This window comes from Micromonospora sp. NPDC052213, from assembly GCF_040679695.1.
GTDB lineage: Bacteria > Actinomycetota > Actinomycetes > Mycobacteriales > Micromonosporaceae > Micromonospora.
The window spans coordinates 1-23,761 of sequence record NZ_JBFAVI010000100.1; the positions used below are offsets into that span (position 1 = coordinate 1).

A 23,761-nucleotide genomic window follows, 5' to 3' on the forward strand; every position below is an offset into this window, starting at 1 on the left:
CCGCTAAACAGCACGGACGACGGGGCCCCCGGCAGCCGCCGGGGGCCTCGTCGCGTCCCGGGGATCGGCCGGCCCGATCCGGCGGGGCCGGGGCATGATGGAGGGTATGACGACCGCACCCGGGCAGGCGCCCGTCGCCCCGCCGGTGCCGCCGCGCCACCCGCTCGACCCGGACCCGGCCCGTGCCACCAAGGCGAAGGCGGTCTTCGCGCTGGGCCTGATCGGCGCGCTGACCGGCCTGTTCGTCGGCGGCGTGGTGCCCGCCACGGTGGCACTCCAACTCGCCCGGCAGGCGCGCCGCGAGGCGTACGCGTCGGGGGGCTTCCTGACCGGCGCGGCCTGGCTGCGCCAGGGGGAGCGGCTGGCCTGGACGGGCCTGGTCCTGGTCGCGGTCACCGTGGTGGCCGCGGTGGTGGTGGGGGTGGTCCGCCTCGCCGACGCGCCCTACGGGCAGGACTTCGCGCCGAACGTGGACTGACCGCCCGGGGGAACGGGTCCCGCCGGGAGTGGGCCGTCCGCCCGCCGGCGGTAGCCTGGCCCGGTGTCCGTCGCGCGGCGGTGGACGCCGAGACGTCGACAGGAGGACCCGTGACGGAACCGGCGCGCTTCCCGGGCAGCGACCCCGCGGCGCCCCCCGCCACGCACCCGGACGCCGCCCCGTCCGACGCGGGGCAGTGGGCACGGCCCGACACGGCTGCCCCGCCCGCCCCGACGGGACACACGTCACCGCCCGCGGCCGGTGGCTGGGGCACGCCTCCGGGCCCGGGTCCCGGCGCGCCTCCGGGTCCCGGCACGGTTCCCGGTCCGGGTCCCGGCTGGGGTGGCGGCTCCGCCCTCCCGGCCCGGACGCCTCCGCCGCCGCGGGAGCCGGGCCGGCCGCCGAAGCGGGTCGAGGCGGTCGCCGGCACGCCGTTCGGCGTGGTGCACCTGGACGTGTCGCCGGTCACCTCCGGCCTCGCCCTCGGTTCGCTGGTGGCCGGGATCGTCTCGATCCTCGTCGCGCTGCTGGTGGTCTGCCTCGGCGCGGTCGCCGGCATGGGCGGCGCCTGGGCGGCCGGCGCCTTCACCGTGCTGGGCGTGCTGGCGGGGGCGGGCGCGGTCGTCGCCGGCCTGTTCGGGCTGCGGCAGATCCGCCGTGCGGCGCCGCCGCCGGCGGTCCGGTTCACCGGACGGGGGCTGGCGGTGGCCGGCGTGAGCTGCGGCGGGGCGGGCCTGCTGCTCAGCCTGCTCGGGCTGGGGCTGGCGTTGCTGGTGGCGCTCGCGTGACGCGGAACCGCGACGGCCGGGCGTGAGCGGGGCCGCCCCGGGGTCGACGGGTCGGTTCCTGGGGAAGCCGGTACACTTGTGACCGTAGGTGCCCATCACGGGCGGACAGGCGCGACGAATTCGATCGGCGGGCGGGTGAGACGCTACGCCGGCCACTCCGTTTTGACCTGTGCGCTTGTGGTAGGTACTCTTTCCCCTTGTGCCCGGGCAAGCCCGGGCGACTCGTGCGTGCGCTGGATCCGGCGATCCGGAGATCGCGTGGGAGCACGACAAAGCCAAAGATCCGACGCGCGGCCTGCCGTGTGCCGGTGAAAGACCCCGGTCGACACGCGCGAGCGCCGACGCCGGGACCGTGAGCTGGGCGACACGCCCGACCGCGGGTGCCGGGACCTCCGCGAGGTGGCCCTGGTCGGAATGTAGGAGAGCCGGTCATCAGGTCGGCTACGGCAGAAGGCGCGGCCGCCACACAGCGGCCGAAGGGAGCGGAGAAGCCCGGTGCCCACCATTCAGCAGCTGGTCCGAAAGGGCCGTCAGGCCAAGACGACCAAGACCAAGACCCCGGCGCTCAAGGGGTCTCCCCAGCGGCGCGGCGTGTGCACCCGCGTGTACACCACCACCCCGAAGAAGCCGAACTCGGCGCTCCGCAAGGTCGCTCGTGTCAAGCTCAGCAGCCAGATCGAGGTGACCGCCTACATCCCGGGCGTCGGCCACAACCTGCAGGAGCACTCGATCGTGCTCGTCCGCGGCGGCCGTGTGAAGGACCTCCCCGGCGTGCGGTACAAGATCGTTCGCGGCTCGCTGGACACCCAGGGTGTCCGCAACCGCAAGCAGGCTCGCAGCCGTTACGGCGCGAAGAAGGAGAAGAGCTGAGATGCCGCGTAAGGGACCCGCTCCGCGGAAGCCGCTGGTCGCTGACCCGGTGTACAACTCGCCGCTGGTCACCCAGCTGGTGAACAAGATCCTGCTGCGCGGTAAGCGCCAGCTCGCCGAGCGCATCGTCTACGCGGCCCTCGAGGGCTGCCGCGAGAAGTCCGGCACCGACCCGGTCGTCACCCTCAAGCGGGCGATGGACAACGTCAAGCCGACCCTCGAGGTGCGCAGCCGCCGCGTCGGTGGCGCCACCTACCAGGTCCCGGTCGAGGTCCGCCCGGCCCGGGCGACCACCCTGGGCCTGCGCTGGCTGGTCACCTACTCCCGCGCCCGTCGCGAGAAGACCATGGTCGAGCGGCTGATGAACGAGCTGCTGGACGCGAGCAACGGCCTCGGTGCCGCCGTCAAGCGGCGCGAGGACACGCACAAGATGGCCGAGTCCAACAAGGCCTTCGCGCACTACCGCTGGTAACACCCTGGTTCCGGCGTCCGCGTGACGCCGGAACCGCCACCAGTTGTGTCGAGACGACGATAAGTAGGGATTGAAGTGGCCGCCGCAGACGCGCTCGCCAACGTACGCAACATCGGCATCATGGCCCACATCGATGCCGGTAAGACCACCACCACCGAGCGGATCCTGTTCTACACCGGCATCACGTACAAGATCGGTGAGGTCCACGAGGGCGGTGCCGTCATGGACTGGATGGAGCAGGAGCAGGAGCGTGGTATCACCATCACCTCCGCTGCTACCAAGTGTGAGTGGAAGGGCCACACGATCCAGATCATCGACACGCCCGGCCACGTCGACTTCACGGTCGAGGTCGAGCGGTCGCTGCGGGTGCTGGACGGCGCGGTCGCGGTCTACGACGGTGTCGCCGGCGTGGAGCCGCAGACGGAGAACGTCTGGCGGCAGGCGGACAAGTACAACGTCCCCCGGATGTGCTTCGTCAACAAGCTCGACCGGACCGGCGCCGACTTCTTCCGCTGCGTGCAGATGATGATCGACCGGCTCAACGCCACCCCGCTCGTGCTCCAGATCCCGATCGGCGCCGAGTCCGACTTCATCGGCGTGGTCGACCTGGTCGAGATGCGGGCGCTGACCTGGCGCGGGGAGACCCAGAAGGGTGAGGACTACGCGGTCGAGGAGATCCCGGCCGACCTCGCCGACTCCGCCGCCGAGTGGCGCGAGAAGCTAATGGAGACCCTGGCCGACGTCGACGACGCGGTGATGGAGAAGTACCTGGAGGGCGAGGAGATCTCCGTCGAGGAGATCAAGGCCGCCATCCGTCGGGCCACCATCGCCGGCAAGGCCAACCCGGTCCTCACCGGCACCGCCTTCAAGAACAAGGGCATCCAGCCGATGCTGGACGCGGTCATCGCGTACCTGCCGTCGCCGCTGGACATCCCGGCGATCGAGGGCACGGCCACCGACGGCGAGACGCCGATGCAGCGCAAGCCGTCCGTCTCGGAGCCGTTCTCCGGCTTGGCCTTCAAGATCCAGACGGACAAGCACCTCGGCAAGCTCACCTACGTCCGGATCTACTCCGGCACGCTCGAGTCCGGCTCCCAGGTGGTCAACTCCACCAAGGACCGCAAGGAGCGGATCGGCAAGATCTACCAGATGCACGCCAACAAGCGGGAAGAGCGCAGCTCGGCCCAGGCCGGCGACATCATCGCGGTGCAGGGTCTCAAGCAGACCACCACCGGTGACACCCTGTGCGACTCGGCGAACCCGGTCATCCTGGAGTCGATGACCTTCCCGGAGCCGGTCATCGAGGTCGCCATCGAGCCGAAGACCAAGGCCGACCAGGAGAAGCTCAGCACCGCCATCCAGCGGCTGGCCGAGGAGGACCCGACCTTCCGCGTCAAGCTGGACGACCAGACCGGCCAGACGGTCATCTCCGGCATGGGCGAGCTGCACCTGGACATCCTGGTCGACCGGATGCGCCGCGAGTTCAACGTCGAGGCGAACATCGGTAAGCCGCAGGTGGCGTACCGCGAGACCATCCGCCGCAAGGTGGACAAGGTCGAGTACACCCACAAGAAGCAGACCGGTGGTTCCGGCCAGTACGCCCGGGTGATCATCAGCCTGGAGCCGCTGCCGCTGGGCAACGACGCCCCGACCTACGAGTTCGCCAACGCCGTGACCGGTGGCCGCATCCCCCGGGAGTTCATCCCGTCGGTGGACGCGGGCGCGCAGGACGCCATGCAGTACGGCATCCTCGCCGGCTTCCCCCTGGTGGGCGTCAAGCTCACCCTGGTGGACGGCCAGTACCACGAGGTCGACTCGTCGGAAATGGCATTCAAGATCGCCGGCTCGATGGCGATGAAGGAGGCGGCCCGCAAGGCCGACCCCGCGCTGCTCGAGCCGATGATGGCCGTTGAGGTCACCACTCCCGAGGAGAACATGGGTGACGTCATCGGCGACCTCAACTCCCGCCGTGGCATCATCCAGGCGATGGAGGAGCGCAGCGGCGCCCGCGTCGTCCGGGCCCTGGTGCCGTTGTCGGAGATGTTCGGCTACGTCGGCGACCTGCGGTCGAAGACCCAGGGCCGGGCTAGCTACAGCATGCAGTTCGACTCCTACGCCGAGGTTCCGGCCTCGGTCGCGAAGGAGATCATCGCCAAGGCGACGGGTGAGTGACCTCACCTGACGTGCTCCGATGATCCGGGGCGGTCGCGGGAGGGTGCTTTCCGCCCGCGACCACCTCGGTCGGGATGCGTGAGACCGGGCCTGTAGGCTTCATCGCCGCAGAACCCACCAAAGCTCTCCGGCCGCCAGGCCGGAAAGGCTGTCGACAGAGTCCTAAGCGCCGACCGGCGCGCCGGGGCGAACGAACCAAGAAGTCCACAGGAGGACACCAGTGGCGAAGGCGAAGTTCGAGCGGACTAAGCCGCACGTCAACATCGGCACCATTGGTCACATCGACCACGGTAAGACGACGCTGACGGCGGCCATCACCAAGGTCCTGCACGACCAGTTCCCGGACCTCAACCCGTACACGCCGTTCGACGCGATCGACAAGGCGCCGGAGGAGAAGGCCCGCGGCATCACGATCTCCATCTCGCACGTCGAGTACCAGACCGAGGCGCGGCACTACGCGCACGTCGACTGCCCCGGTCACGCCGACTACATCAAGAACATGATCACCGGTGCCGCGCAGATGGACGGCGCGATCCTGGTGGTCGCGGCGACCGACGGCCCGATGCCGCAGACCCGCGAGCACGTGCTGCTGGCCCGCCAGGTCGGCGTGCCGTACATCGTCGTGGCGCTCAACAAGAGCGACATGGTCGACGACGAGGAGCTCCTGGAGCTCGTCGAGCTCGAGGTCCGCGAGCTGCTCTCGTCGCAGGAGTACCCGGGTGACGACCTGCCGGTCGTCCGGGTCTCGGCGCTGAAGGCCCTCGAGGGTGACCCCGAGTGGACCGGCAAGCTGCTGGACCTGATGACCGCTGTCGACACCGCGATCCCGCAGCCGCAGCGCGAGACCGAGAAGCCGTTCCTGATGCCGATCGAGGACGTCTTCACGATCACCGGTCGTGGCACCGTCGTCACCGGTCGCGCGGAGCGCGGCGTGCTCAAGCCGAACGAGGAGGTGGAGATCGTCGGCATCCGCGAGAAGTCGATGAAGACCACCTGCACCGGCATCGAGATGTTCCGCAAGCTGCTCGACGAGGCCCGCGCGGGCGAGAACGTCGGTCTGCTGCTGCGTGGCATCAAGCGCGAGGACGTCGAGCGCGGCATGGTCGTCATCAAGCCGGGCACCACGACCCCGCACACGGAGTTCGAGGCGACGGTCTACATCCTCTCCAAGGAGGAGGGCGGCCGGCACACCCCGTTCTTCCAGAACTACCGTCCGCAGTTCTACTTCCGGACCACGGACGTCACCGGTGTCGTCACGCTCCCCGAGGGCACCGAGATGGTCATGCCGGGTGACAACACCACCATGACGGTGAAGCTGATCCAGCCCATCGCCATGGAGGAGAACCTCAAGTTCGCGATCCGCGAGGGTGGCCGCACCGTCGGCGCCGGGTTCGTCACCAAGATCATCAAGTGAGCTAGGTAACCCCGATTAGACCAGCCGCCGGTCGTGCGGCATACTAGTCAGGTTGCGTAACGACAGTTCGCTGCCCGTGTTCGGCTTTCGTCGAACCTCCGGGCTGCAGGACAGTCGGGCGTAGGGTGGTTGGCGGCCCGTCCGCCAACCACCCTCGCACGGCGTTCAGGTCGCGGTAGTGCGATCGGCGCCTTGACCCACCGCGCGGTCAGAATCGCTCCGGAGTCCCGGGGCGGAGCCTGGCCCGAGGGCGCGACACGCCCGACCGCGGGGGTCGGCGAAGTGGGCCTGTACCAGCCGGTACAGGCGCCCGCAACACAGCGGCATCGAGAGAAGGAACAGAAGCCACCATGGCGGGACAGAAGATCCGCATCCGGCTCAAGGCCTATGACCACGAGGTCGTCGACTCCTCGGCTCGGAAGATCGTCGAGACGGTGACGCGTACCGGGGCGCAGGTCGCAGGCCCGGTGCCGCTGCCCACGGAGATCAACCGTTTCTGCGTTATCCGCTCGCCGCACAAGTACAAGGACTCGCGCGAGCACTTCGAGATGCGCACGCACAAGCGGCTGATCGACATCATCGACCCGACCCCGAAGACGGTCGACTCGCTCATGCGCCTCGACCTGCCGGCTGGCGTCGACATCGAGATCAAGCTGTAGGGACCGGACAAATGGACAGGCAAGTCAAGGGGATCCTGGGCGCAAAGCTCGGCATGACCCAGGTCTGGGACAACAACCGCGTTGTCCCGGTGACCGTGGTTCAGGCCGGCCCGTGCGTCATCAGCCAGGTTCGTAGCGCCGACAAGGACGGTTACTCCGCGGTCCAGCTGGCGTACGGCACGATCGACCCGCGCAAGGTCAAGAAGCCGATCAGCGGGCACTACGCGAAGGCCGACGTCGCGCCGCGCCGGCACATCGTCGAGCTGCGCACCGCCGACGCGGCGGACTACTCGCTCGGCCAGGAGATCACGGTCGAGGAGTTCCCGGCCGGTGTCTCGATCGACGTGACCGGCAAGACCAAGGGCAAGGGCTACGCCGGCCCGATGAAGCGTCACGGCTTCCACGGTCTGCGCGCCAGCCACGGTGTCGAGCGCAAGCACCGCTCGCCGGGCTCCATCGGCGCCTGCGCCACCCCGGGTCGTGTCTTCAAGGGCACCCGGATGGCCGGCCGGATGGGTGGCGTGCGCTACACCGTCCAGAACCTGACCGTCCAGGCGGTCGACACCGAGAACAACCTCCTGCTCGTCCGCGGCGCCATTCCCGGCCCCAAGGGCGCGCTGGTCCTGGTCCGCACCGCGGCCAAGACCAAGGTGAAGAAGGGCGGTGTGGCCAAGTGACCACCGTTGACGTCCTCTCCGTCGAAGGCAACAAGAGCGGCTCCGTCGAGCTGCCCGCCGACATCTTCGACGTCCAGGCCAACGTCGCGCTGATGCACCAGGTCGTGGTGGCCCAGCTCGCGGCGGCCCGGCAGGGCACGCACAAGGTCAAGACCCGCGGCGAGGTCGCCGGTGGCGGCAAGAAGCCGTACAAGCAGAAGGGCACCGGTCGTGCCCGGCAGGGCTCCATCCGCGCGCCGCAGTTCGCCGGCGGTGGCGTGGTGCACGGTCCCGTGCCGCGCGACTACAGCCAGCGCACCCCGAAGAAGATGAAGGCCGCCGCCCTGCGTGGCGCCCTGTCGGACCGGGCCCGCGCCGGGCAGGTGCACGTCGTCGAGGCGTTCGTCTCGGGCGAGAAGCCGTCGACCAAGGCCGCCCTGGCCACGCTGGCCAAGCTGACCGACGCCCGCCGGGTGCTGGTCGTGCTGAGCAGCACCGACGAGCTGAACTGGGTGTCGCTGCGCAACGAGCCGCGGGTGCACCTGATCGAAGCCGGCCAGCTCAACACGTACGACGTGCTGGTGGCCGACGACGTGGTCTTCACGAAGGACGCCCTGGACGAGTTCCTCGGTGTTCCCGCCGAGACCACCGAGGAGGGTGGCAAGTGAGCACGATCGCCGACCCGCGCGACATCATCGTGGCGCCGGTCGTCTCGGAGAAGAGCTACAGCGAGCTGAACCGCAACTGGTACACCTTCCTGGTGCACCCGGACGCGAACAAGACCGAGATCAAGATCGCTATCCAGCAGATCTTCAACGTCCGCGTCCTGACGGTCAACACGCTCAACCGCGAGGGCAAGCGCAAGCGGACCCGCACCGGGTTCGGCAAGCGCAAGGACACCAAGCGGGCGATGGTGAAGCTGGCTGACGGTGACCGTATCGAGGCCTTCGGCGGCCCGGTCAGCTGAGGGGTGTAGACAATGGCTATCCGTAAGTACAAGCCGACGACGCCGGGCCGGCGTGGCTCGAGCGTCGCCGACTTCGCCGAGATCACCCGGTCGACGCCCGAGAAGTCGCTGCTGGCTCCGCTGCCGAAGAAGGGCGGACGCAACGCCCACGGCCGGATCACCACGCGGCACCACGGTGGCGGTCACAAGCGCCAGTACCGTCTGATCGACTTCAAGCGGGTCGACAAGGACGGCGTGCCGGCGAAGGTCGCCCACATCGAGTACGACCCGAACCGCACCGCGCGCATCGCGCTGCTGCACTACGCCGACGGCGAGAAGCGCTACATCCTCGCGCCGAAGGACCTGAAGCAGGGCGACGCGGTCGAGTCCGGTCCGGGCGCCGACATCAAGCCGGGCAACAACCTGCCGCTGCGCAACATCCCGGTCGGTACCACCATCCACAACGTGGAGCTGCGCCCGGGCGGCGGCGCCAAGCTGGCCCGCTCGGCCGGCGTCGGCATCCAGCTGCTCGGCCGCGAGGGCGCGTACGCGACCCTGCGCATGCCGTCCGGTGAGATCCGGCGGGTCGACGTCCGCTGTCGCGCCAGCATCGGCGAGATCGGCAACGCCGACCAGTCGAACATCAACTGGGGCAAGGCCGGCCGGATGCGGTGGAAGGGCAAGCGCCCGACCGTCCGTGGTGTCGCGATGAACCCGGTCGACCACCCGCACGGTGGTGGTGAGGGTAAGACCTCCGGCGGTCGCCACCCGGTCAACCCGCAGGGTAAGCCCGAGGGCCGCACCCGTCGTAAGGGCCAGCCGAGTGACCGGCTGATCGTCCGCCGCCGCTACGCCACGCGTAAGCGCGGCTGAGGGAGATAAGACATGCCTCGCAGCCTGAAGAAGGGCCCGTTCGTCGACGACCACCTGCTCAAGAAGGTGGAGACGCAGAACGACAAGGGCTCGAAGAACGTCATCAAGACCTGGTCGCGGCGCTCGACGATCATCCCGGAGATGCTGGGTCACACGATCGCCGTGCACGACGGACGCAAGCACGTCCCGGTGTTCGTGACCGAGGCGATGGTCGGGCACAAGCTCGGCGAGTTCGCGCTGACCCGCACGTTCAAGGGTCACGAGAAGGACGACCGGAAGAGCCGTCGGCGCTGACGCCGCGGGCATACGGATAGAGGAACAAGGGGTTACAGCGATGCCAGGAAAGGGCGACGCTCCGGTGCTTCCGGGCGCGCGGGCGGTTGCGCGGCACGTGCGCATCTCGCCGATGAAGGCGCGCCGGGTGGTCAACCTCGTCCGCGGCCTGCCCGCGAAGGAGGCGCTCACGGTGCTGCAGTTCGCGCCGCAGGCTGCGAGCGAGCAGGTGTACAAGGTGCTCGCGAGCGCGATCGCCAACGCGGAGAACAACGAGCGGCTGGACCCCGACGCGCTGCTCGTCAGCGAGGCGTACGTGGACGAGGGCCCGACCATGAAGCGGTTCCAGCCGCGGGCGCAGGGCCGGGCGTACCGGATCCGCAAGCGCACCTGCCACATCACCGTCGCGGTCGAGGCCGTGGCGCCGGCCGCGCCGAAGAAGGCCGCGGCGAAGAAGGCGGCCCCGGCGAAGCAGGCGGAGCCGGCTGAGACGCAGAGCAAGACGGAGGGCGCCGAGTAATGGGTCAGAAGGTTCACCCGCACGGGTTCCGGCTCGGCATCTCGACCGACTGGAAGTCCCGCTGGTTCGCGGACAAGCTCTACAAGGACTACATCGGCGAGGACGTCAAGATCCGCCGCATGATGTCCAAGGGCCTCGAGCGTGCCGGCATCTCCAAGGTCGACATCGAGCGCACCCGGGACCGGGTCCGGGTCGACATCCACACCGCCCGGCCGGGCATCGTCATCGGCCGCAAGGGTGCGGAGGCCGACCGGATCCGCGGCGAGCTCGAGAAGCTGACCGGCAAGCAGGTCCAGCTGAACATCATCGAGGTGAAGAGCCCCGAGTCGGACGCGCAGCTCGTCGCCCAGGGCGTCGCCGAGCAGCTGTCCAGCCGGGTCAGCTTCCGTCGGGCGATGCGCAAGGCCATGCAGTCCGCGATGAAGAACCCGGTCTGCAAGGGCATCCGGGTCCAGGTCTCGGGCCGTCTCGGCGGCGCCGAGATGAGCCGGACCGAGTTCTACCGCGAGGGCCGGGTCCCGCTGCACACGCTGCGGGCCAACATCGAGTACGGCTTCTTCGAGGCCCGTACCACCTTCGGCCGGATCGGCGTGAAGGTCTGGATCTACAAGGGCGACGCGGTGCCGGGTCGGGAGACCCCGGCCGAGGCTCCGTCGCGCCCGCGCCGTGAGCGCGGCGACCGCCCCGAGCGGCCGCGCCGTGGTCGGTCCGGCTCGTCCGGCACGACCGCCGGCGGCACCGAGACCGGCCGGGCCGCCGCGACCACCATCGCGCAGCAGGCCGAGACGCCGAGTGGTGACGCGGTGGATCCCGCCGCCGTCTCCGCCGCGGCAGAAACGCAGCAGGAGGGCTGACAGATGCTGATGCCGCGCAAGCCCCCGAAGGGCTTCCGCAAGCCGCACCACCCGGACCGCCACGGCGCGTCCAAGGGTGGTAACCGGGTGGTGTTCGGCGAGTTCGGGATCCAGGCTCTCGAGCCGGCGTACGTGACCAACCGCCAGATCGAGTCGGCCCGTATCGCGATGACCCGCCACATCAAGCGTGGTGGCAAGGTCTGGATCACGATCTTCCCGGACCAGGCCCTCACCAAGAAGCCGGCCGAGACCCGGATGGGTTCCGGTAAGGGTTCGCCCGAGTGGTGGGTTGCCAACGTGAAGCCGGGGCGGGTCCTCTTCGAGATGTCCTTCCCCAACGAGCAGATCGCGCGAGAGGCGATGCGTCGCGCGATCCACAAGCTCCCGATGAAGTGCCGCATTGTTACGCGCGAAGTGGGTGAATCCTGATGGCAGCGGGCGTTAAGGCCTCCGAGCTGCGTGAGCTCTCCGAGGAGGAGCTGGTCACGAAGCTGCGCGAGGCCAAGGCGGAGCTGTTCAACCTCCGCGTGCAGGCCGCAACCGGGCAGCTGGACAACAACCGGCGGCTGCAGGTCATCCGTCGGGAGATCGCCCGGATCTACACGATCATGCGTGAGCGCGAGCTGGGTCTCTCGGCCGCGCCGACTGAGGTGACTGCATCATGAGCGAGAACACCACCGCCGCCGCGCGGGCCCGCCGCAAGGTGCGTGAGGGCCTCGTGGTCAGCGACAAGATGGAAAAGACCGTCGTCGTCGAGGTCGAGGACCGGGTCAAGCACGCGCTGTACGGCAAGATCATGCGCCGTACCAGCAAGCTGAAGGTGCACGACGAGCAGAACACCGCCGGCATCGGCGACCGGGTCCTGATCATGGAGACCCGGCCGTTGTCCGCCACCAAGCGGTGGCGGCTCGTGGAGATCCTGGAAAAGGCCAAGTAGCGAAGGCTCAAGCTCGCCCGGCGTCAGTCGGGCGCGGGTTCCGCCAGGCTCCGGCCGCCTCGCGCGGCCGGAGAACCGGCAGACATAGGAGATAGACGTGATTCAGCAGGAGTCGCGACTGCGCGTCGCCGACAACACGGGTGCTCGGGAGATCCTGTGCATCCGGGTTCTCGGTGGCTCCGGTCGGCGCTACGCGAGCATCGGCGACGTCATCGTGGCCACCGTCAAGGACGCGATCCCGGGTGCCGGTGTGAAGAAGGGCGACGTCGTCAAGGCTGTCGTCGTTCGCACCGCCAAGGAGAAGCGGCGGCCGGACGGTTCGTACATCCGCTTCGACGAGAACGCCGCCGTCATCATCAAGGACGGCGGGGACCCGCGCGGCACCCGTATCTTCGGCCCGGTGGGTCGGGAGCTGCGGGACAAGCGGTTCATGAAGATCATCTCTCTCGCGCCGGAGGTGTTGTGACCGTGAAGGTCAAGAAGGGCGACACGGTCGTCGTCATCGCCGGCAAGGACAAGGGTGCCAAGGGCAAGGTCATCGCGGCCTATCCGCGGCAGGACAAGGTCCTGGTCGAGGGCGTGAACCGGGTCAAGAAGCACACCCGCATCAGCACCACCCAGCGTGGCGCCAAGACCGGTGGCATCGTCACCCAGGAGGCCCCGATCCACGTCTCGAACGTGCAGGTCCTGGACTCCGACGGCAAGCCGACCCGCGTCGGTTACCGGATCGACGAAAACGGCCAGAAGGTCCGCATCGCGCGTAGCACCGGTAAGGACCTGTGATGACCACGGCTACCGAAACCAAGACCATGCCGCGCCTCAAGGAGCGGTACCGCAACGAGATCGTGGCCCAGCTGCAGGAGCAGCACAAGTACGGCAACCCGATGCAGGTGCCGCGGCTGGTCAAGATCGTCGTCAACATGGGTGTCGGCGAGGCCGCCCGGGACGCCAAGCTGATCGACGGCGCCGTCCGGGACCTGGCCACCATCACCGGCCAGAAGCCGCAGGTGCGGCGGGCGACCAAGTCCATCGCGCAGTTCAAGCTCCGCGAGGGCATGCCGATCGGCGCGAAGGTGACCCTCCGGGGTGACCGGATGTGGGAGTTCCTGGACCGGCTGCTGTCGATCGCGCTGCCGCGTATCCGCGACTTCCGTGGTCTCGACGGACGCAAGCTCGACGGGCACGGCAACTACACGTTCGGTCTGACCGAGCAGTCGGTGTTCCACGAGATCGACCAGGACAAGATCGATCGGCAGCGGGGCATGGACATCACGGTGGTCACGACCGCCACGACCGACGACGAGGGCCGGGCGCTGCTCAAGCTCCTGGGCTTCCCGTTCAAGGAGAACTGAGATGGCCAAGAAGGCGCTGATCCTCAAGGCGGCCGCGAAGCCGAAGTTCTCGGTTCGCGCGTACACCCGCTGCCAGCGGTGCGGGCGTCCCAAGGCGGTCTACCGCAAGTTCGGTCTCTGCCGGGTGTGCATCCGGGAGATGGCCCACCGCGGTGAGCTGCCCGGCGTGTCCAAGGCTTCCTGGTAATAGCTATTGCTCTTCGCCGTAGGCCCGGGGCTCACCGCCCCGGGAACCCCGGCGAGAAAGGCTGACGAATTCCATGACGATGACCGACCCGATCGCAGACATGCTCACGCGTCTGCGTAACGCCAACCAGGCGTACCACGACCGGGTGACGATGCCCTACTCGAAGATCAAGGCGAACATCGCCGAGGTCCTCAAGGCCGAGGGTTACATCGCCACCTGGTCGGTCGAGGAGCCCGAGGAGGGCGCCGTCGGCAAGCGACTGGTCGTCGAGCTGAAGTACGGCCAGAACCGGGAGCGGAGCCTGGCCGGCATCAAGCGCGTGTCCAAGCCCGGTCTGCGGGTTTACGCCAAGTCGGACGGGCTCCCGCGGGTGCTCGGCGGGCTGGGCGTGGCGATCATTTCGACGTCCCAGGGGCTGCTCACCGACCGGCAGGCCCGCAAGCGGAGCGTTGGCGGGGAAGTCCTCGCCTTCGTCTGGTAACGGGAGACAGGTAGAAATGTCGCGTATTGGACGTAAGTCGATCCCGGTGCCAGCCGGCGTCGACATCACGATCGACGGGCAGACCGTCAAGGTCAAGGGCCCGAAGGGCGAGCTCTCGCACACCCTGGCCGAGCCGATCACGATCGACCGGGCCGAGGACGGGCAGCTGAACGTCAACCGCCCGAACGACGAGCGCAAGGCCAAGGAACTGCACGGCCTCAGCCGTACCCTGGTCGCCAACATGATCGTCGGCGTCACCGAGGGCTACCGCAAGAGCCTGGAGATCGCCGGCACCGGTTACCGCGTGACCGCCAAGGGCAAGGACCTGGAGTTCGCGCTCGGGTTCTCGCACCCCGTGCTGGTTCCGGCGCCGGACGGCATCACCTTCACGGTGGAGAAGCCGACGCTGTTCCACGTGGCCGGCATCGACAAGCAGCTCGTCGGTGAGGTTGCCGCCAACATCCGGAAGATCCGCCCGCCGGAGCCCTACAAGGGCAAGGGCGTGAAGTACCAGGGCGAGGTCATCCGCCGCAAGGCTGGAAAGGCAGGTAAGAAGTGAGCGCCACGCTGCTCAAGCGCCGCCGCGGCGTCGCCGCCAAGCGTGCCGTCGGGCGTGCGCGCCGGCACTTCCGGGTCCGCAAGAACATCAGCGGCACCGCCGAGCGTCCCCGCCTCGTGGTCACCCGCTCCCTGCGGCACATCGTCGCCCAGATCGTGGACGACACCAAGGGTCACACCCTGGCGTCGGCCTCGACCCTGGACGCCTCGCTGCGCGGCTCGGAGGGCGACAAGAGCGCCCTGGCCGGCAAGGTCGGCGCCCTGCTCGCCGAGCGGGCCAAGGCCGCCGGCATCTCCAAGGTCGTCTTCGACCGCGGTGGCAACCGGTACGCGGGGCGGGTCGCCGCGCTTGCCGACGCCGCCCGCGAAGCCGGGCTCGAGTTCTAGAAACCCCGTCACGAGAGAGAAGGAAGGCTGCTGATGCCAGGTCAACAGCGCCGTGGCGGCGGGTCCGGTGGCAACGAGGGTGGTCGCCGCGACAACCGCCGTGAGGGCGGCCGCGGAAACGCGCCCGTCGAGAAGACCCCGCACCTCGAGCGGGTCGTCGCGATCAACCGCGTCGCCAAGGTCGTGAAGGGTGGTCGTCGCTTCAGCTTCACCGCCCTGGTGATCGTGGGCGACGGCGACGGCACCGTCGGTGTGGGCTACGGAAAGGCCAAGGAGGTGCCCGCGGCGATCGCCAAGGGTGTCGAGGAGGCCAAGAAGCACTTCTTCAAGGTGCCGCGGATCGGCGCCTCGATCCCGCACCCGGTGCAGGGCGAGGACGCCGCCGGCGTGGTGCTGCTCAAGCCGGCCTCGGCCGGTACGGGTGTCATCGCCGGTGGTCCGGTGCGTGCCGTGCTGGAGTGCGCGGGTATCCACGACGTGCTCTCCAAGAGCCTCGGCTCGTCGAACCCGATCAACATCGTGCACGCCACGGTGGCGGCGCTGAAGGGGCTCGAGTCCCCCGAGGCCGTCGCCGCCCGTCGTGGCCTGCCGGTCGAGGACGTCGCGCCGGCCGCCATGCTGGCGTCGCGGGCGGGGGTGGCTTCCTGATGGCTCGCCTGAAGGTCACCCAGGTCCGGTCCGAGATCGGGACCAAGCAGAACCAGCGTGACTCGCTGCGCTCGCTCGGTCTCAAGCGGATCAACGACGTGGTGGTCAAGGAGGACCGTCCGGAGATCCGCGGCATGATCTTCGCGGTCAACCACCTCGTGAAGGTCGAGGAGGTCGAGTAATGACGATCAAGGTCCACCACCTGCGCCCGGCGCCCGGTGCCAAGACCGCGAAGACCCGCGTGGGTCGCGGTGAGGGCTCGAAGGGCAAGACCGCCGGTCGCGGTACCAAGGGTTCCAAGGCCCGCAAGAACATCTCGGCGGCGTTCGAGGGTGGGCAGATGCCCATCCACATGCGCCTGCCGAAGATGAAGGGCTTCAAGAACAAGTTCAAGGTGGTCTTCCAGGTGGTCAACCTGGACCGGCTCGCCGAGCTGTTCCCGAACGGCGGCCAGGTCGGCCCGCTGGAGCTCGTCGAGGCCGGCGCGGTCCGCAAGGGCCAGCCGGTCAAGGTCCTCGGCACCGGGGACCTCGGCGGGGTCGCCCTCCAGGTGTCGGCGCACGCGTTCAGCGCGTCGGCCAAGGAGAAGATCGCCGCCGCCGGTGGCACCGTCACCGAGCTGTAAGAGCTGTACGACACATGGCGCCCGCTCAGTTGTCCCAACTGGGCGGGCGCCATGGTCTCCCCGGCACGTGTGCGCCGGGTAACATCGGATTCGGTTTATGTAGCCGGGCACATCTGCCCGGACGGGGATCGGGCTGTTAGAGTCCCTTCCCAGCTATGGATATCGGGCACTCGCCCGGCACCCACCCCGACCCGCCCGGGTTCACCGGCGGCCCGCCGCGCGCAGGAGGAAGAAGTTGCTGTCCGCCTTTCTCAGTGCGTTCCGTACGCCTGACCTGCGCAAGAAGCTGCTGTTCACAGTAGGCATCATCGCGGTCTACCGGCTCGGGGCTACGCTGCCCAGCCCGGGTGTCTCGTACGGCAACGTGCAGAAGTGCCTCGACACCCTGGAGAACGGCTCCACCGGGGTCCTCAACCTGCTCAACCTCTTCTCCGGCGGCGCGCTGCTGCAGCTCTCGGTCTTCGCGCTGGGCATCATGCCCTACATCACCGCGTCGATCATCCTGCAGCTGCTGACCGTGGTCATCCCGCGGCTCGAGCAGCTCCGCAAGGAGGGCCAGGCCGGCCAGGCGAAGATCACCCAGTACACCCGCTACCTGACGCTGGGCCTGGGTGTCCTCCAGGCGTCGGCGTTCGTGGCGCTGGCCCGCTCCGGGCAGCTGTTCCAGAACCAGTGCGACCAGTTCCCGATCATCCCCGAGGGCACCGGGATCCCGGACTGGCTGACGCTGTCCCTCCTGGTCATGACGATGACGGCCGGCACCGGCGTGGTGATGTGGCTCGGTGAGCTGATCACCGACCGGGGCGTCGGCAACGGCATGTCCGTCCTGATCTTCACCTCGATCGCGGCTCGGCTCCCGAGCGAGGGCTGGCAGATCAAGCAGACCGGCGGCTGGGGCAAGTTCATCCTCGTCATCGCGCTGGTCCTGGTGGTCATCACCGCGGTCACCTTCATCGAGCAGGCGCAGCGCCGGATCCCGGTGCAGTACGCCAAGCGGATGATCGGCCGGCGCATGTACGGCGGCACCTCGACCTACATCCCGCTGAAGGTCAACCAGGCGGGTGTCATCCCGGTCATCTTCGGCTCGTCGCTGCTCTACCTGCCCCAGCTGGCGCTGCAGTTCTTCGACCAGACCAACCCGGGCAAGACCCAGGCGTGGATCCAGAACAACCTGGTCGACCCGACCAGCCCGATCTACATCTCGGTCTACTTCCTGCTGATCATCTTCTTCACGTACTTCTACGTCTCGATCACGTTCAACCCGACCGAGGTCGCGGACAACATGAAGAAGTACGGCGGCTTCGTGCCGGGTATCCGCCCCGGCAAGCCGACCGCCGACTATCTCGACTTCATCCTCAGCCGGATCACCCTGCCGGGCGCCCTCTACCTGGGCATCATCTCGATCCTGCCGAACTTCTTCTTCATCTGGCTGGACAAGCAGCAGTACCTGAACTTCCCGTTCGGCGGCACCGCTGTCCTGATCATGGTCGGCGTCGGTCTGGAGACCACCAAGCAGATCGAGAGCCAACTCATGCAGCGGAACTACGAAGGGTTCCTGCGGTAGATGAGACTCGTTCTGGTTGGCCCGCCGGGTGCGGGCAAAGGTACGCAGGCCGAGTTCGTCGCCGCGCACCTCTCGGTCCCGAAGATCTCGACCGGTGACATCTTCCGGTCGAACGTCTCCCAGGGCACGCCGCTGGGGATCGAGGCGAAGCGCTACATGGACGCCGGCGAGCTGGTGCCCGACGAGGTCACGATCAACATGGTGCGGGACCGGCTCGCCGAGCCGGACGCCGCCGAGGGATTCCTGCTCGACGGCTTCCCGCGCACCACGCCGCAGGCCGCCGCGCTGGACAAGCTCCTCGCCGACCTGGGCACCGCGCTCGACCTGGTGCTGGAACTCGTCGTCGACGACGACGAGGTGATCCGGCGGCTCTCCGGCCGGCGTACGTGCCGGGGCTGCGGCAAGATCTGGCACGTCGAGTTCGACGCGACCACCCGCGAGGGCATCTGCGACCGGTGCGGCGCCGAGCTGTTCCAGCGCGACGACGACAAGCCGGAGACCATCGCCACCCGCCTGCGGGAGTACGCGGACAAGACCGCGCCGCTGGTCGACTACTACGGCGCCCAGGGCAAGCTGGTGGGCATCGACGCCACCGGCCCGGTGGAGGACGTCACGCTCCGCGCCATCGACGCCCTGCGGTCGTACGGCGGCTGACGTCCCGCCGGGCTCCGGCGGATAGAGTGCGAGGAGCGGGGTACGTCCGACGTGCCCCGCTCTTCGGCTTCGGCAACGAAAGGTAACGGCTCCATGCGTCGTCCCCAGCTGGACATCCAGCTGAAGACCCCTGACCAGATCGAGAAGATGCGGGCCGCCGGGCTGGTGGTCGCCGAGGCGCTGCGTCGGATGCGGGAGGCGGTTGCCCCCGGGGTCAGCACCGCCGACCTGGACGCCATCGCCGAGTCGACCATCCGCGAGGCCGGCGCCGTCCCCTCGTTCAAGGGCTACCACGGCTTCCCGGCATCGATCTGCTCGTCCGTGAACGAGCAGGTCGTGCACGCCATCCCGGCGCCGCAGCAGGTGCTCCGCGACGGGGACCTGATCTCGATCGACTGCGGCGCGGTGCTCGACGGCTGGCACGGCGACGCCGCGATCACGGTCGGCGTGGGCGAGGTCGACCCGGCGCTGCTCAAGATGGCCGAGGTGGCCGAGGACGCCATGTGGGCGGGCATCGCCGCCGCCGCCCGCGGGGCGGCCAGCGGCAAGGGCCGGCTCACCGACATCTCGCACGCCGTGGAGAACGCCGTCCGCAAGGGCGGCCGGTACGGCATCGTCGACGGCTACGGCGGCCACGGCATCGGCACCGAGATGCACCAGGACCCGCACGTGCTCAACCACGGACGCCCGGGCAAGGGCCCCCGCCTGGTGCCGGGCATGGCGCTGGCGATCGAGCCGATGATCACGATGGGCTCGCCCCGGACGGTGGAGCTCTCCGACGGCTGGACCGTGGTCACCCGGGACCGGTCGATGGCGGTGCACGTCGAGCACACGATGGCGCTGCTGCCGGACGGCGTCTGGGTGCTGACCGCGCCGGACGGCGGTCGCGCCCGGCTCGGCGAACTCGTCACCTCCCGCCAGCCCGCCGACTCGCCGGCCGTCTGATCCGACGAGGGTCGGCCGGTGCCGCCCGAGCACGGACGAGCGGTCGCCGCGGGCGTACGGGGGAGCGGGACGCCCTCGTCACCGGCCCGCCGGCGCCCGCCGTTCCCGCGACGCGGGAGTTCGCGACGCCGGCGGGCCCTGTCCCGCTCCTGGCCGAGGCGCCCGCCGGACCGGAACAGGCCGGGCGGGTGACCTGGATGCCTGATTGTCGCCTTTCGGGTGGTCCGGCGCTCCCGAGGGTGGCCGGTTTGGCGACGGCCCGCAGGCGGGCGTACACTTTCTGATCGGCGCACAGCGTCCACTCCGGCATGCCCACCCCGCGCTTCGGTGGGAGTCGGAGCCGCGGCTGGCGCGGGCTCCTGATCTTGATCAGTCGCCCGTGTAAGACGTTGTGGGCCGTCCGGAGTAACCGACGTCAGGACAGCGGAGGACATGCCGAAAAAAGACGGAGCCATCGAGATCGAGGGTCGGGTCATCGAGCCCCTGCCGAACGCAATGTTCCGCGTGGAGCTCGCGAACGGTCACAAGGTGCTGGCTCACATCAGCGGCAAGATGCGGCAGCACTACATCCGCATCCTGCCGGAGGACCGGGTCGTCGTCGAACTCTCGCCGTACGACCTGACCCGCGGGCGCATCGTCTACCGCTACAAGTAAGCCTGACGACGGCCGGGACGTCCCCGTGTCCGTCTTCGACGTCCGGTGTCGCGCCTCGGCGCGTCGTCGGGCCAGATGGGAAGTAAGGCAACCGTGAAGGTCAAGCCGAGCGTCAAGAGGATCTGCAACAAGTGCCGGGTCATCCGTCGGCACGGCCGGGTCATGGTCATCTGCACCGACCCGCGCCACAAGCAGCGCCAGGGCTGAACCAGTTCCGACCGGCCGTGTGACAACGGTCGGTCGTAATCGGTCCGGGCCGCGGATCCAGACAACGAATCAATTGCTCGTCCCAGCCGCGAGCGGTGCGCGTCGCGTACCTCTTCGTGGTTGACCCCCGGTCGGAGGCCGGGGCCCGCTCGGGCAGCGACCGTTTCCGGTCGCCGGCGCACGACGCCGGAGGCGGAACGATCGGTAGCGGGGTGGGACGGGTCCACACCTCCGCCAGAACACCACGAGGAGCACGCCCGCACATGGCACGTCTAGTCGGCGTCGACCTCCCCCGCGAGAAGCGGATGGAGATCGCGCTCACCTACATCTTCGGCGTGGGTCGGACCCGCGCCCTGGAGACGCTCGCCGCCACCGGCATCTCGCCGGACAAGCGCGCCCGGGACCTCACGGACGAGGAGCTGGTCCAGCTCCGCGACCACATCGAGGCCAACTACAAGGTTGAAGGCGACCTGCGCCGCGAGGTCGCCGCTGACATCCGCCGCAAGGTCGAGATCGGCTGCTACGCCGGCATCCGGCACCGCCGGGGCCTGCCCGTGCGTGGCCAGCGGACCCGGACCAACGCGCGGACCCGCAAGGGCCCGAAGCGGACCGTGGCCGGCAAGAAGAAGCCCGGCAAGAAGTAAATAGGAGCGCACAGACTTATGCCACCGAAGGCTCGTGCCGGAGCCGCTGTCAAGAAGGTCCGGCGCAAGGAACGCAAGAACGTCGCCCACGGGCAGGCGCACATCAAGAGCACCTTCAACAACACCATCGTGTCCATCACGGACCCGACCGGTGCGGTCATCTCCTGGGCCTCCGCGGGCCAGGTGGGCTTCAAGGGCTCCCGCAAGTCGACCCCGTTCGCCGCGCAGCTCGCCGCCGAGGCCGCCGCGCGCCGGGCGATGGAGCACGGCATGCGCAAGGTCGACGTGTTCGTCAAGGGCCCCGGCTCCGGCCGGGAGACCGCCATCCGTTCGCTGCAGGCCGTGGGCCTGGAGGTCGGTCAGATCTCCGACGTGACCCCGCAGCCGCACAACGGGTGCCGTCCGCCGAAGCGTCGCCGGGTCTGAGAGGTTAGAGAGAGATGGCTCGTTACACCGGTGCTGACTGCCGCCGTTGCCGGCGGGAGAAGATGAAGCTGTTCCTCAAGGGCAGCAAGTGCGATGGCCCGAAGTGCCCGTTCGAGTCCCGGCCGTTCCCGCCCGGGCAGCACGGCCGCGGCCGCACGAAGGAGACGGAGTACCTGCTCCAGCTCCGTGAGAAGCAGAAGGCCCGCCGTGTCTACGGCGTGCTGGAGAAGCAGTTCCGCGGTTACTACGAGGAGGCCGTGGCCAAGCAGGCCAAGACCGGTGAGGTCCTCCTGCAGATCCTCGAGTCGCGGCTGGACAACGTGGTCTACCGGGCCGGCTACGCCAAGTCCCGGGACATGGCCCGTCAGCTGGTCAAGCACGGTCACTTCACGGTGAACGGCAAGAAGGTCGACATCCCGTCGTACCGCGTCAAGGAGCACGACATCATCGAGGTCCGGGGCAAGAGCAAGGAGCTCACCCCGTTCATCGTGGCGCAGGCCGAGGCCGGCTCGCGGTCGGTTCCGGCGTGGCTCGAGGCGATCCCCAGCCAGATGAAGATCCTCGTGCACTCGCTCCCGGCCCGCCAGGTCATCGACACGCAGGTCCAGGAGCAGCTGATCGTCGAGCTCTACTCCAAGTAGTCGGAGCTCGTTGCGGTGGCCCCCCCGACACGGGCGGGCCACCGGAACAGTTTGTCGTGGGCGTCATATGGCGGGCGCCCCGGAAGAGAAGAGAAGACATGCTCATCAGCCAGCGACCGACCCTCTCCGAGGAGTCGATCAACGAGACCCGGTCCCGGTTCACCATCGAGCCGCTGGAGCCGGGCTTCGGCTACACCCTGGGCAACTCGCTGCGGCGTACGCTGCTGTCGTCGATCCCGGGTGCGGCGGTCACCTCGATCAAGATCGACGGTGTGCTGCACGAGTTCACCACGATCCCTGGTGTCAAGGAGGACGTGGTCGAGCTCGTCATGAACATCAAGGAGCTCTGCGTCAGCTCCGAGCACGACGAGCCGGTCAGCATGTACCTGCGCAAGCAGGGCCCCGGCGACGTGACCGCGGGTGACATCCAGCCGCCGGCCGGCGTCTCGGTGCACAACCCCGACCTGAAGCTCGCCACCCTCAACGGCAAGGGCCGGCTCGACATGGAGCTGACCGTCGAGCGGGGCCGCGGCTACGTCACGGCGGCGCAGAACAAGCAGGCCGGTGCCGAGATCGGCCGGATCCCGGTCGACTCGATCTACTCGCCCGTGCTCAAGGTGACCTACCGCGTCGAGGCGACCCGCGTCGAGCAGCGGACGGACTTCGACCGGCTGATCATCGACGTCGAGACCAAGCCGTCGATGGGCCCGCGTACCGCGCTGGCCTCGGCCGGCTCGACGCTGGTGGAGCTGTTCGGTCTGGCCCGGGAGCTGGACGAGACCGCCGAGGGCATCGACATCGGGCCGTCCCCGCAGGACGCCCAGCTCGCGGCGGACCTGGCGCTGCCGATCGAGGAGCTGGACCTGACCGTCCGCTCCTACAACTGCCTCAAGCGCGAGGGCATCAACTCCGTTGGTGAGCTCATCGGGCGTACCGAGGCCGACCTCCTCGACATCCGCAACTTCGGTCAGAAGTCGATCGACGAGGTCAAGATGAAGCTCGCCGGGATGGGTCTGGGGCTGAAGGACTCGGCCCCGAACTTCGACCCGGCGCACGTCGTGGACACCTTCGGCGAGGCCGACTACGACACCGACGACTACCGCGAGACCGAGCAGCTCTAGTCCGCGCTGCCGCCACACCTGAGGAGCACCAAGCATGCCCACGCCCACCAAGGGCCCCCGCCTCGGCGGCAGCCCCGCGCACGAGCGGCTGATGCTGGCCAACCTGGCCACCGCGCTGTTCCAGCACGGCAAGATCCAGACCACCGAGACGAAGGCCCGGCGGCTGCGTCCGCTGGCCGAGCAGCTCATCACCAAGGCCAAGCGCGGCGACCTGGCGTCCCGCCGGCGGGTGCTGGGTGTCGTCAAGGACAAGGACGTGGTCTACGCCCTGTTCGACCAGATCGCGCCCCGGTACGCCAACCGCAACGGTGGCTACACCCGGATCGTGAAGACCGGTCCGCGCAAGGGTGACGCCGCGCCGATGGCGATCATCGAGCTGGTCGAGGAGCTTCAGGTCGCCGAGCCGAAGGCGAACAAGAAGACCGCCGCCCGCAAGGCCGCGCAGCAGGACAAGGTCGAGGCGCTCGCCCCGGCCGAGGAGGCCCCGAAGTCGAACTCGGGCGACCAGGACGCCGAGGCGCCCGTGTCGGCGTCCGGCGACACCGCCGCCGCCCGCGAGGACAGCGACGAGGCCGGCGAGAACGACAAGGCCTGATCCAGGCCACCGTCGGGGCCCGGCCCCCCCGCGGGGGGGGGGGGCCGCGCCCCCCCTGGCGGCCCCGCCCCGCCCCCCACGGCCAGGTCCGACCGGGTGACGTCGACCGGGTCGAACTCGGCCCACACGCTCTGGCCCAGGCCGTCACGCTCGACGCCCC

Annotated in this window: 37 protein-coding genes; all 37 read left to right on the forward strand. The window is 69.0% G+C overall.

All coding sequences use genetic code 11. The features are described 5' to 3' along the window. Positions 1-106: 106 nt before the first annotated feature. Positions 107-478: a hypothetical protein gene (locus AB0L34_RS22090; protein WP_357692544.1), complete on the forward strand. Its 372-nt coding sequence runs from the start codon at positions 107-109 to the stop codon at positions 476-478. A 440-nt stretch (positions 479-918) separates the two neighbouring features. Then, positions 919-1,266, forward strand: a complete 348-nt coding sequence (locus tag AB0L34_RS22095) for a hypothetical protein (RefSeq protein WP_363706229.1) — start codon at positions 919-921, stop codon at positions 1,264-1,266. 495 nt (positions 1,267-1,761) lie between these two features. Continuing rightward, the gene (gene rpsL, locus AB0L34_RS22100; RefSeq protein WP_007465318.1) at positions 1,762-2,136 is read left to right on the forward strand and encodes a 30S ribosomal protein S12; all 375 of its coding nucleotides are present in this window, start codon (positions 1,762-1,764) and stop codon (positions 2,134-2,136) included. Position 2,137: 1 nt separating this feature from the next. After that, complete coding sequence (gene rpsG / locus AB0L34_RS22105; RefSeq protein ID WP_013735957.1) at positions 2,138-2,608, forward strand: 30S ribosomal protein S7; 471 nt, start codon at positions 2,138-2,140, stop codon at positions 2,606-2,608. 75 nt (positions 2,609-2,683) lie between these two features. Beyond that, positions 2,684-4,780: an elongation factor G gene (fusA, locus tag AB0L34_RS22110; protein WP_363706222.1), complete on the forward strand. Its 2,097-nt coding sequence runs from the start codon at positions 2,684-2,686 to the stop codon at positions 4,778-4,780. A gap of 220 nt (positions 4,781-5,000) precedes the next feature. Next, positions 5,001-6,194 carry an elongation factor Tu gene (gene tuf / locus AB0L34_RS22115; protein WP_357460242.1) on the forward strand — a complete coding sequence of 398 codons (1,194 nt, stop codon included), beginning with the start codon at positions 5,001-5,003 and terminating at the stop codon, positions 6,192-6,194. Between the two features lie 350 nt (positions 6,195-6,544). Next, entirely contained in the window at positions 6,545-6,853 is a 309-nt protein-coding gene (gene rpsJ / locus AB0L34_RS22120; protein ID WP_007073037.1) for a 30S ribosomal protein S10, read from the forward strand. Positions 6,854-6,864: 11 nt separating this feature from the next. Beyond that, positions 6,865-7,530: a 50S ribosomal protein L3 gene (gene rplC / locus AB0L34_RS22125; protein ID WP_357460245.1), complete on the forward strand. Its 666-nt coding sequence runs from the start codon at positions 6,865-6,867 to the stop codon at positions 7,528-7,530. After that, positions 7,527-8,177 (forward strand): 50S ribosomal protein L4, encoded by a 651-nt coding sequence (gene rplD / locus AB0L34_RS22130; RefSeq protein WP_357460248.1) that lies wholly within the window; start codon positions 7,527-7,529, stop codon positions 8,175-8,177. The genes rplC and rplD overlap by 4 nt, the downstream gene beginning before the upstream one ends. Then, on the forward strand, positions 8,174-8,476 hold the full coding sequence (gene rplW, locus AB0L34_RS22135; RefSeq protein WP_076466668.1) for a 50S ribosomal protein L23: 303 nt from the start codon (positions 8,174-8,176) through the stop codon (positions 8,474-8,476). The genes rplD and rplW overlap by 4 nt, the downstream gene beginning before the upstream one ends. Positions 8,477-8,488: 12 nt before the next feature. Continuing rightward, positions 8,489-9,328, forward strand: a complete 840-nt coding sequence (rplB, locus tag AB0L34_RS22140) for a 50S ribosomal protein L2 (RefSeq protein ID WP_091570064.1) — start codon at positions 8,489-8,491, stop codon at positions 9,326-9,328. 12 nt (positions 9,329-9,340) lie between these two features. Further along, positions 9,341-9,622, forward strand: coding sequence for a 30S ribosomal protein S19 (gene rpsS, locus AB0L34_RS22145; RefSeq protein WP_007073032.1), 282 nt, complete (start codon positions 9,341-9,343; stop codon positions 9,620-9,622). Between the two features lie 40 nt (positions 9,623-9,662). After that, on the forward strand, positions 9,663-10,121 hold the full coding sequence (gene rplV / locus AB0L34_RS22150) for a 50S ribosomal protein L22 (RefSeq protein WP_091102565.1): 459 nt from the start codon (positions 9,663-9,665) through the stop codon (positions 10,119-10,121). Then, the gene (gene rpsC, locus AB0L34_RS22155; RefSeq protein ID WP_350711535.1) at positions 10,121-10,975 is read left to right on the forward strand and encodes a 30S ribosomal protein S3; all 855 of its coding nucleotides are present in this window, start codon (positions 10,121-10,123) and stop codon (positions 10,973-10,975) included. The genes rplV and rpsC overlap by 1 nt, the downstream gene beginning before the upstream one ends. Positions 10,976-10,978: 3 nt before the next feature. Next, positions 10,979-11,404: a 50S ribosomal protein L16 gene (rplP, locus tag AB0L34_RS22160; protein ID WP_073834927.1), complete on the forward strand. Its 426-nt coding sequence runs from the start codon at positions 10,979-10,981 to the stop codon at positions 11,402-11,404. Next, positions 11,404-11,640, forward strand: coding sequence for a 50S ribosomal protein L29 (gene rpmC, locus AB0L34_RS22165; protein ID WP_007073028.1), 237 nt, complete (start codon positions 11,404-11,406; stop codon positions 11,638-11,640). Before rplP ends, rpmC begins: the two co-directional genes overlap by 1 nt. Next, on the forward strand, positions 11,637-11,912 hold the full coding sequence (gene rpsQ / locus AB0L34_RS22170; RefSeq protein WP_088998356.1) for a 30S ribosomal protein S17: 276 nt from the start codon (positions 11,637-11,639) through the stop codon (positions 11,910-11,912). The genes rpmC and rpsQ overlap by 4 nt, the downstream gene beginning before the upstream one ends. A 97-nt stretch (positions 11,913-12,009) precedes the next feature. Beyond that, positions 12,010-12,378 carry a 50S ribosomal protein L14 gene (gene rplN / locus AB0L34_RS22175; RefSeq protein WP_007073026.1) on the forward strand — a complete coding sequence of 123 codons (369 nt, stop codon included), beginning with the start codon at positions 12,010-12,012 and terminating at the stop codon, positions 12,376-12,378. After that, positions 12,375-12,695, forward strand: a complete 321-nt coding sequence (gene rplX / locus AB0L34_RS22180; RefSeq protein ID WP_172896341.1) for a 50S ribosomal protein L24 — start codon at positions 12,375-12,377, stop codon at positions 12,693-12,695. Before rplN ends, rplX begins: the two co-directional genes overlap by 4 nt. After that, positions 12,695-13,264 (forward strand): 50S ribosomal protein L5, encoded by a 570-nt coding sequence (rplE, locus tag AB0L34_RS22185; protein WP_350681992.1) that lies wholly within the window; start codon positions 12,695-12,697, stop codon positions 13,262-13,264. The genes rplX and rplE overlap by 1 nt, the downstream gene beginning before the upstream one ends. 1 nt (position 13,265) lies before the next feature. Next, positions 13,266-13,451 carry a type Z 30S ribosomal protein S14 gene (locus AB0L34_RS22190; RefSeq protein WP_007073023.1) on the forward strand — a complete coding sequence of 62 codons (186 nt, stop codon included), beginning with the start codon at positions 13,266-13,268 and terminating at the stop codon, positions 13,449-13,451. Between the two features lie 73 nt (positions 13,452-13,524). Continuing rightward, the gene (gene rpsH, locus AB0L34_RS22195) at positions 13,525-13,932 is read left to right on the forward strand and encodes a 30S ribosomal protein S8 (RefSeq protein ID WP_013288624.1); all 408 of its coding nucleotides are present in this window, start codon (positions 13,525-13,527) and stop codon (positions 13,930-13,932) included. Between the two features lie 16 nt (positions 13,933-13,948). After that, positions 13,949-14,491 carry a 50S ribosomal protein L6 gene (gene rplF, locus AB0L34_RS22200; protein WP_350711533.1) on the forward strand — a complete coding sequence of 181 codons (543 nt, stop codon included), beginning with the start codon at positions 13,949-13,951 and terminating at the stop codon, positions 14,489-14,491. Further along, positions 14,488-14,877, forward strand: a complete 390-nt coding sequence (gene rplR / locus AB0L34_RS22205) for a 50S ribosomal protein L18 (RefSeq protein WP_091102576.1) — start codon at positions 14,488-14,490, stop codon at positions 14,875-14,877. The genes rplF and rplR overlap by 4 nt, the downstream gene beginning before the upstream one ends. Before the next feature lie 33 nt (positions 14,878-14,910). Beyond that, positions 14,911-15,525, forward strand: a complete 615-nt coding sequence (gene rpsE / locus AB0L34_RS22210; protein ID WP_067359624.1) for a 30S ribosomal protein S5 — start codon at positions 14,911-14,913, stop codon at positions 15,523-15,525. Continuing rightward, positions 15,525-15,707 carry a 50S ribosomal protein L30 gene (gene rpmD, locus AB0L34_RS22215; RefSeq protein WP_007073018.1) on the forward strand — a complete coding sequence of 61 codons (183 nt, stop codon included), beginning with the start codon at positions 15,525-15,527 and terminating at the stop codon, positions 15,705-15,707. The genes rpsE and rpmD overlap by 1 nt, the downstream gene beginning before the upstream one ends. Beyond that, the gene (gene rplO / locus AB0L34_RS22220) at positions 15,707-16,150 is read left to right on the forward strand and encodes a 50S ribosomal protein L15 (RefSeq protein WP_350711532.1); all 444 of its coding nucleotides are present in this window, start codon (positions 15,707-15,709) and stop codon (positions 16,148-16,150) included. Before rpmD ends, rplO begins: the two co-directional genes overlap by 1 nt. Positions 16,151-16,385: 235 nt before the next feature. Further along, a complete protein-coding gene (gene secY / locus AB0L34_RS22225; RefSeq protein ID WP_350711530.1) occupies positions 16,386-17,714 on the forward strand; it encodes a preprotein translocase subunit SecY in 1,329 nt (442 codons plus the stop codon). Beyond that, a complete protein-coding gene (locus AB0L34_RS22230) occupies positions 17,715-18,368 on the forward strand; it encodes an adenylate kinase (protein WP_357460255.1) in 654 nt (217 codons plus the stop codon). Positions 18,369-18,461: 93 nt separating this feature from the next. Then, the gene (gene map, locus AB0L34_RS22235) at positions 18,462-19,313 is read left to right on the forward strand and encodes a type I methionyl aminopeptidase (protein ID WP_350711527.1); all 852 of its coding nucleotides are present in this window, start codon (positions 18,462-18,464) and stop codon (positions 19,311-19,313) included. A 432-nt stretch (positions 19,314-19,745) separates the two neighbouring features. Continuing rightward, positions 19,746-19,967, forward strand: coding sequence for a translation initiation factor IF-1 (infA, locus tag AB0L34_RS22240; RefSeq protein WP_007073013.1), 222 nt, complete (start codon positions 19,746-19,748; stop codon positions 19,965-19,967). A 93-nt stretch (positions 19,968-20,060) separates the two neighbouring features. Beyond that, positions 20,061-20,174, forward strand: a complete 114-nt coding sequence (gene rpmJ / locus AB0L34_RS22245) for a 50S ribosomal protein L36 (RefSeq protein WP_012184307.1) — start codon at positions 20,061-20,063, stop codon at positions 20,172-20,174. Between the two features lie 263 nt (positions 20,175-20,437). After that, entirely contained in the window at positions 20,438-20,818 is a 381-nt protein-coding gene (rpsM, locus tag AB0L34_RS22250) for a 30S ribosomal protein S13 (protein WP_007073012.1), read from the forward strand. An 18-nt stretch (positions 20,819-20,836) separates the two neighbouring features. After that, positions 20,837-21,244, forward strand: coding sequence for a 30S ribosomal protein S11 (gene rpsK, locus AB0L34_RS22255; RefSeq protein WP_007073011.1), 408 nt, complete (start codon positions 20,837-20,839; stop codon positions 21,242-21,244). Between the two features lie 14 nt (positions 21,245-21,258). After that, positions 21,259-21,885 (forward strand): 30S ribosomal protein S4, encoded by a 627-nt coding sequence (gene rpsD, locus AB0L34_RS22260; RefSeq protein WP_350711525.1) that lies wholly within the window; start codon positions 21,259-21,261, stop codon positions 21,883-21,885. Positions 21,886-21,983: 98 nt separating this feature from the next. Beyond that, positions 21,984-23,006: a DNA-directed RNA polymerase subunit alpha gene (locus AB0L34_RS22265; RefSeq protein ID WP_091079335.1), complete on the forward strand. Its 1,023-nt coding sequence runs from the start codon at positions 21,984-21,986 to the stop codon at positions 23,004-23,006. 34 nt (positions 23,007-23,040) lie between these two features. Next, the gene (gene rplQ, locus AB0L34_RS22270) at positions 23,041-23,601 is read left to right on the forward strand and encodes a 50S ribosomal protein L17 (RefSeq protein ID WP_350711523.1); all 561 of its coding nucleotides are present in this window, start codon (positions 23,041-23,043) and stop codon (positions 23,599-23,601) included. Positions 23,602-23,761 lie beyond the last annotated feature (160 nt).

Excerpts from the sequence above, each read along its gene's own strand:
- AB0L34_RS22090 (WP_357692544.1), top strand. The coding sequence starts at position 107 with ATGACGACCGCACCCGGGCAGGCGCCCGTCGCCCCGCCGGTGCCGCCG.
- rpsG (WP_013735957.1), top strand. The coding sequence starts at position 2,138 with ATGCCGCGTAAGGGACCCGCTCCGCGGAAGCCGCTGGTCGCTGACCCG.
- rpsJ (WP_007073037.1), top strand. The coding sequence starts at position 6,545 with ATGGCGGGACAGAAGATCCGCATCCGGCTCAAGGCCTATGACCACGAG.
- rplC (WP_357460245.1), top strand. The coding sequence starts at position 6,865 with ATGGACAGGCAAGTCAAGGGGATCCTGGGCGCAAAGCTCGGCATGACC.
- rplB (WP_091570064.1), top strand. The coding sequence starts at position 8,489 with ATGGCTATCCGTAAGTACAAGCCGACGACGCCGGGCCGGCGTGGCTCG.
- rpsS (WP_007073032.1), top strand. The coding sequence starts at position 9,341 with ATGCCTCGCAGCCTGAAGAAGGGCCCGTTCGTCGACGACCACCTGCTC.
- rplV (WP_091102565.1), top strand. The coding sequence starts at position 9,663 with ATGCCAGGAAAGGGCGACGCTCCGGTGCTTCCGGGCGCGCGGGCGGTT.
- rpsC (WP_350711535.1), top strand. The coding sequence starts at position 10,121 with ATGGGTCAGAAGGTTCACCCGCACGGGTTCCGGCTCGGCATCTCGACC.
- rplP (WP_073834927.1), top strand. The coding sequence starts at position 10,979 with ATGCTGATGCCGCGCAAGCCCCCGAAGGGCTTCCGCAAGCCGCACCAC.
- rpmC (WP_007073028.1), top strand. The coding sequence starts at position 11,404 with ATGGCAGCGGGCGTTAAGGCCTCCGAGCTGCGTGAGCTCTCCGAGGAG.
- rpsQ (WP_088998356.1), top strand. The coding sequence starts at position 11,637 with ATGAGCGAGAACACCACCGCCGCCGCGCGGGCCCGCCGCAAGGTGCGT.
- rplE (WP_350681992.1), top strand. The coding sequence starts at position 12,695 with ATGACCACGGCTACCGAAACCAAGACCATGCCGCGCCTCAAGGAGCGG.
- AB0L34_RS22190 (WP_007073023.1), top strand. The coding sequence starts at position 13,266 with ATGGCCAAGAAGGCGCTGATCCTCAAGGCGGCCGCGAAGCCGAAGTTC.
- rpsH (WP_013288624.1), top strand. The coding sequence starts at position 13,525 with ATGACGATGACCGACCCGATCGCAGACATGCTCACGCGTCTGCGTAAC.
- rplF (WP_350711533.1), top strand. The coding sequence starts at position 13,949 with ATGTCGCGTATTGGACGTAAGTCGATCCCGGTGCCAGCCGGCGTCGAC.
- rpsE (WP_067359624.1), top strand. The coding sequence starts at position 14,911 with ATGCCAGGTCAACAGCGCCGTGGCGGCGGGTCCGGTGGCAACGAGGGT.
- rpmD (WP_007073018.1), top strand. The coding sequence starts at position 15,525 with ATGGCTCGCCTGAAGGTCACCCAGGTCCGGTCCGAGATCGGGACCAAG.
- rplO (WP_350711532.1), top strand. The coding sequence starts at position 15,707 with ATGACGATCAAGGTCCACCACCTGCGCCCGGCGCCCGGTGCCAAGACC.
- AB0L34_RS22230 (WP_357460255.1), top strand. The coding sequence starts at position 17,715 with ATGAGACTCGTTCTGGTTGGCCCGCCGGGTGCGGGCAAAGGTACGCAG.
- map (WP_350711527.1), top strand. The coding sequence starts at position 18,462 with ATGCGTCGTCCCCAGCTGGACATCCAGCTGAAGACCCCTGACCAGATC.
- infA (WP_007073013.1), top strand. The coding sequence starts at position 19,746 with ATGCCGAAAAAAGACGGAGCCATCGAGATCGAGGGTCGGGTCATCGAG.
- rpsM (WP_007073012.1), top strand. The coding sequence starts at position 20,438 with ATGGCACGTCTAGTCGGCGTCGACCTCCCCCGCGAGAAGCGGATGGAG.
- rpsK (WP_007073011.1), top strand. The coding sequence starts at position 20,837 with ATGCCACCGAAGGCTCGTGCCGGAGCCGCTGTCAAGAAGGTCCGGCGC.
- rpsD (WP_350711525.1), top strand. The coding sequence starts at position 21,259 with ATGGCTCGTTACACCGGTGCTGACTGCCGCCGTTGCCGGCGGGAGAAG.
- AB0L34_RS22265 (WP_091079335.1), top strand. The coding sequence starts at position 21,984 with ATGCTCATCAGCCAGCGACCGACCCTCTCCGAGGAGTCGATCAACGAG.
- rplQ (WP_350711523.1), top strand. The coding sequence starts at position 23,041 with ATGCCCACGCCCACCAAGGGCCCCCGCCTCGGCGGCAGCCCCGCGCAC.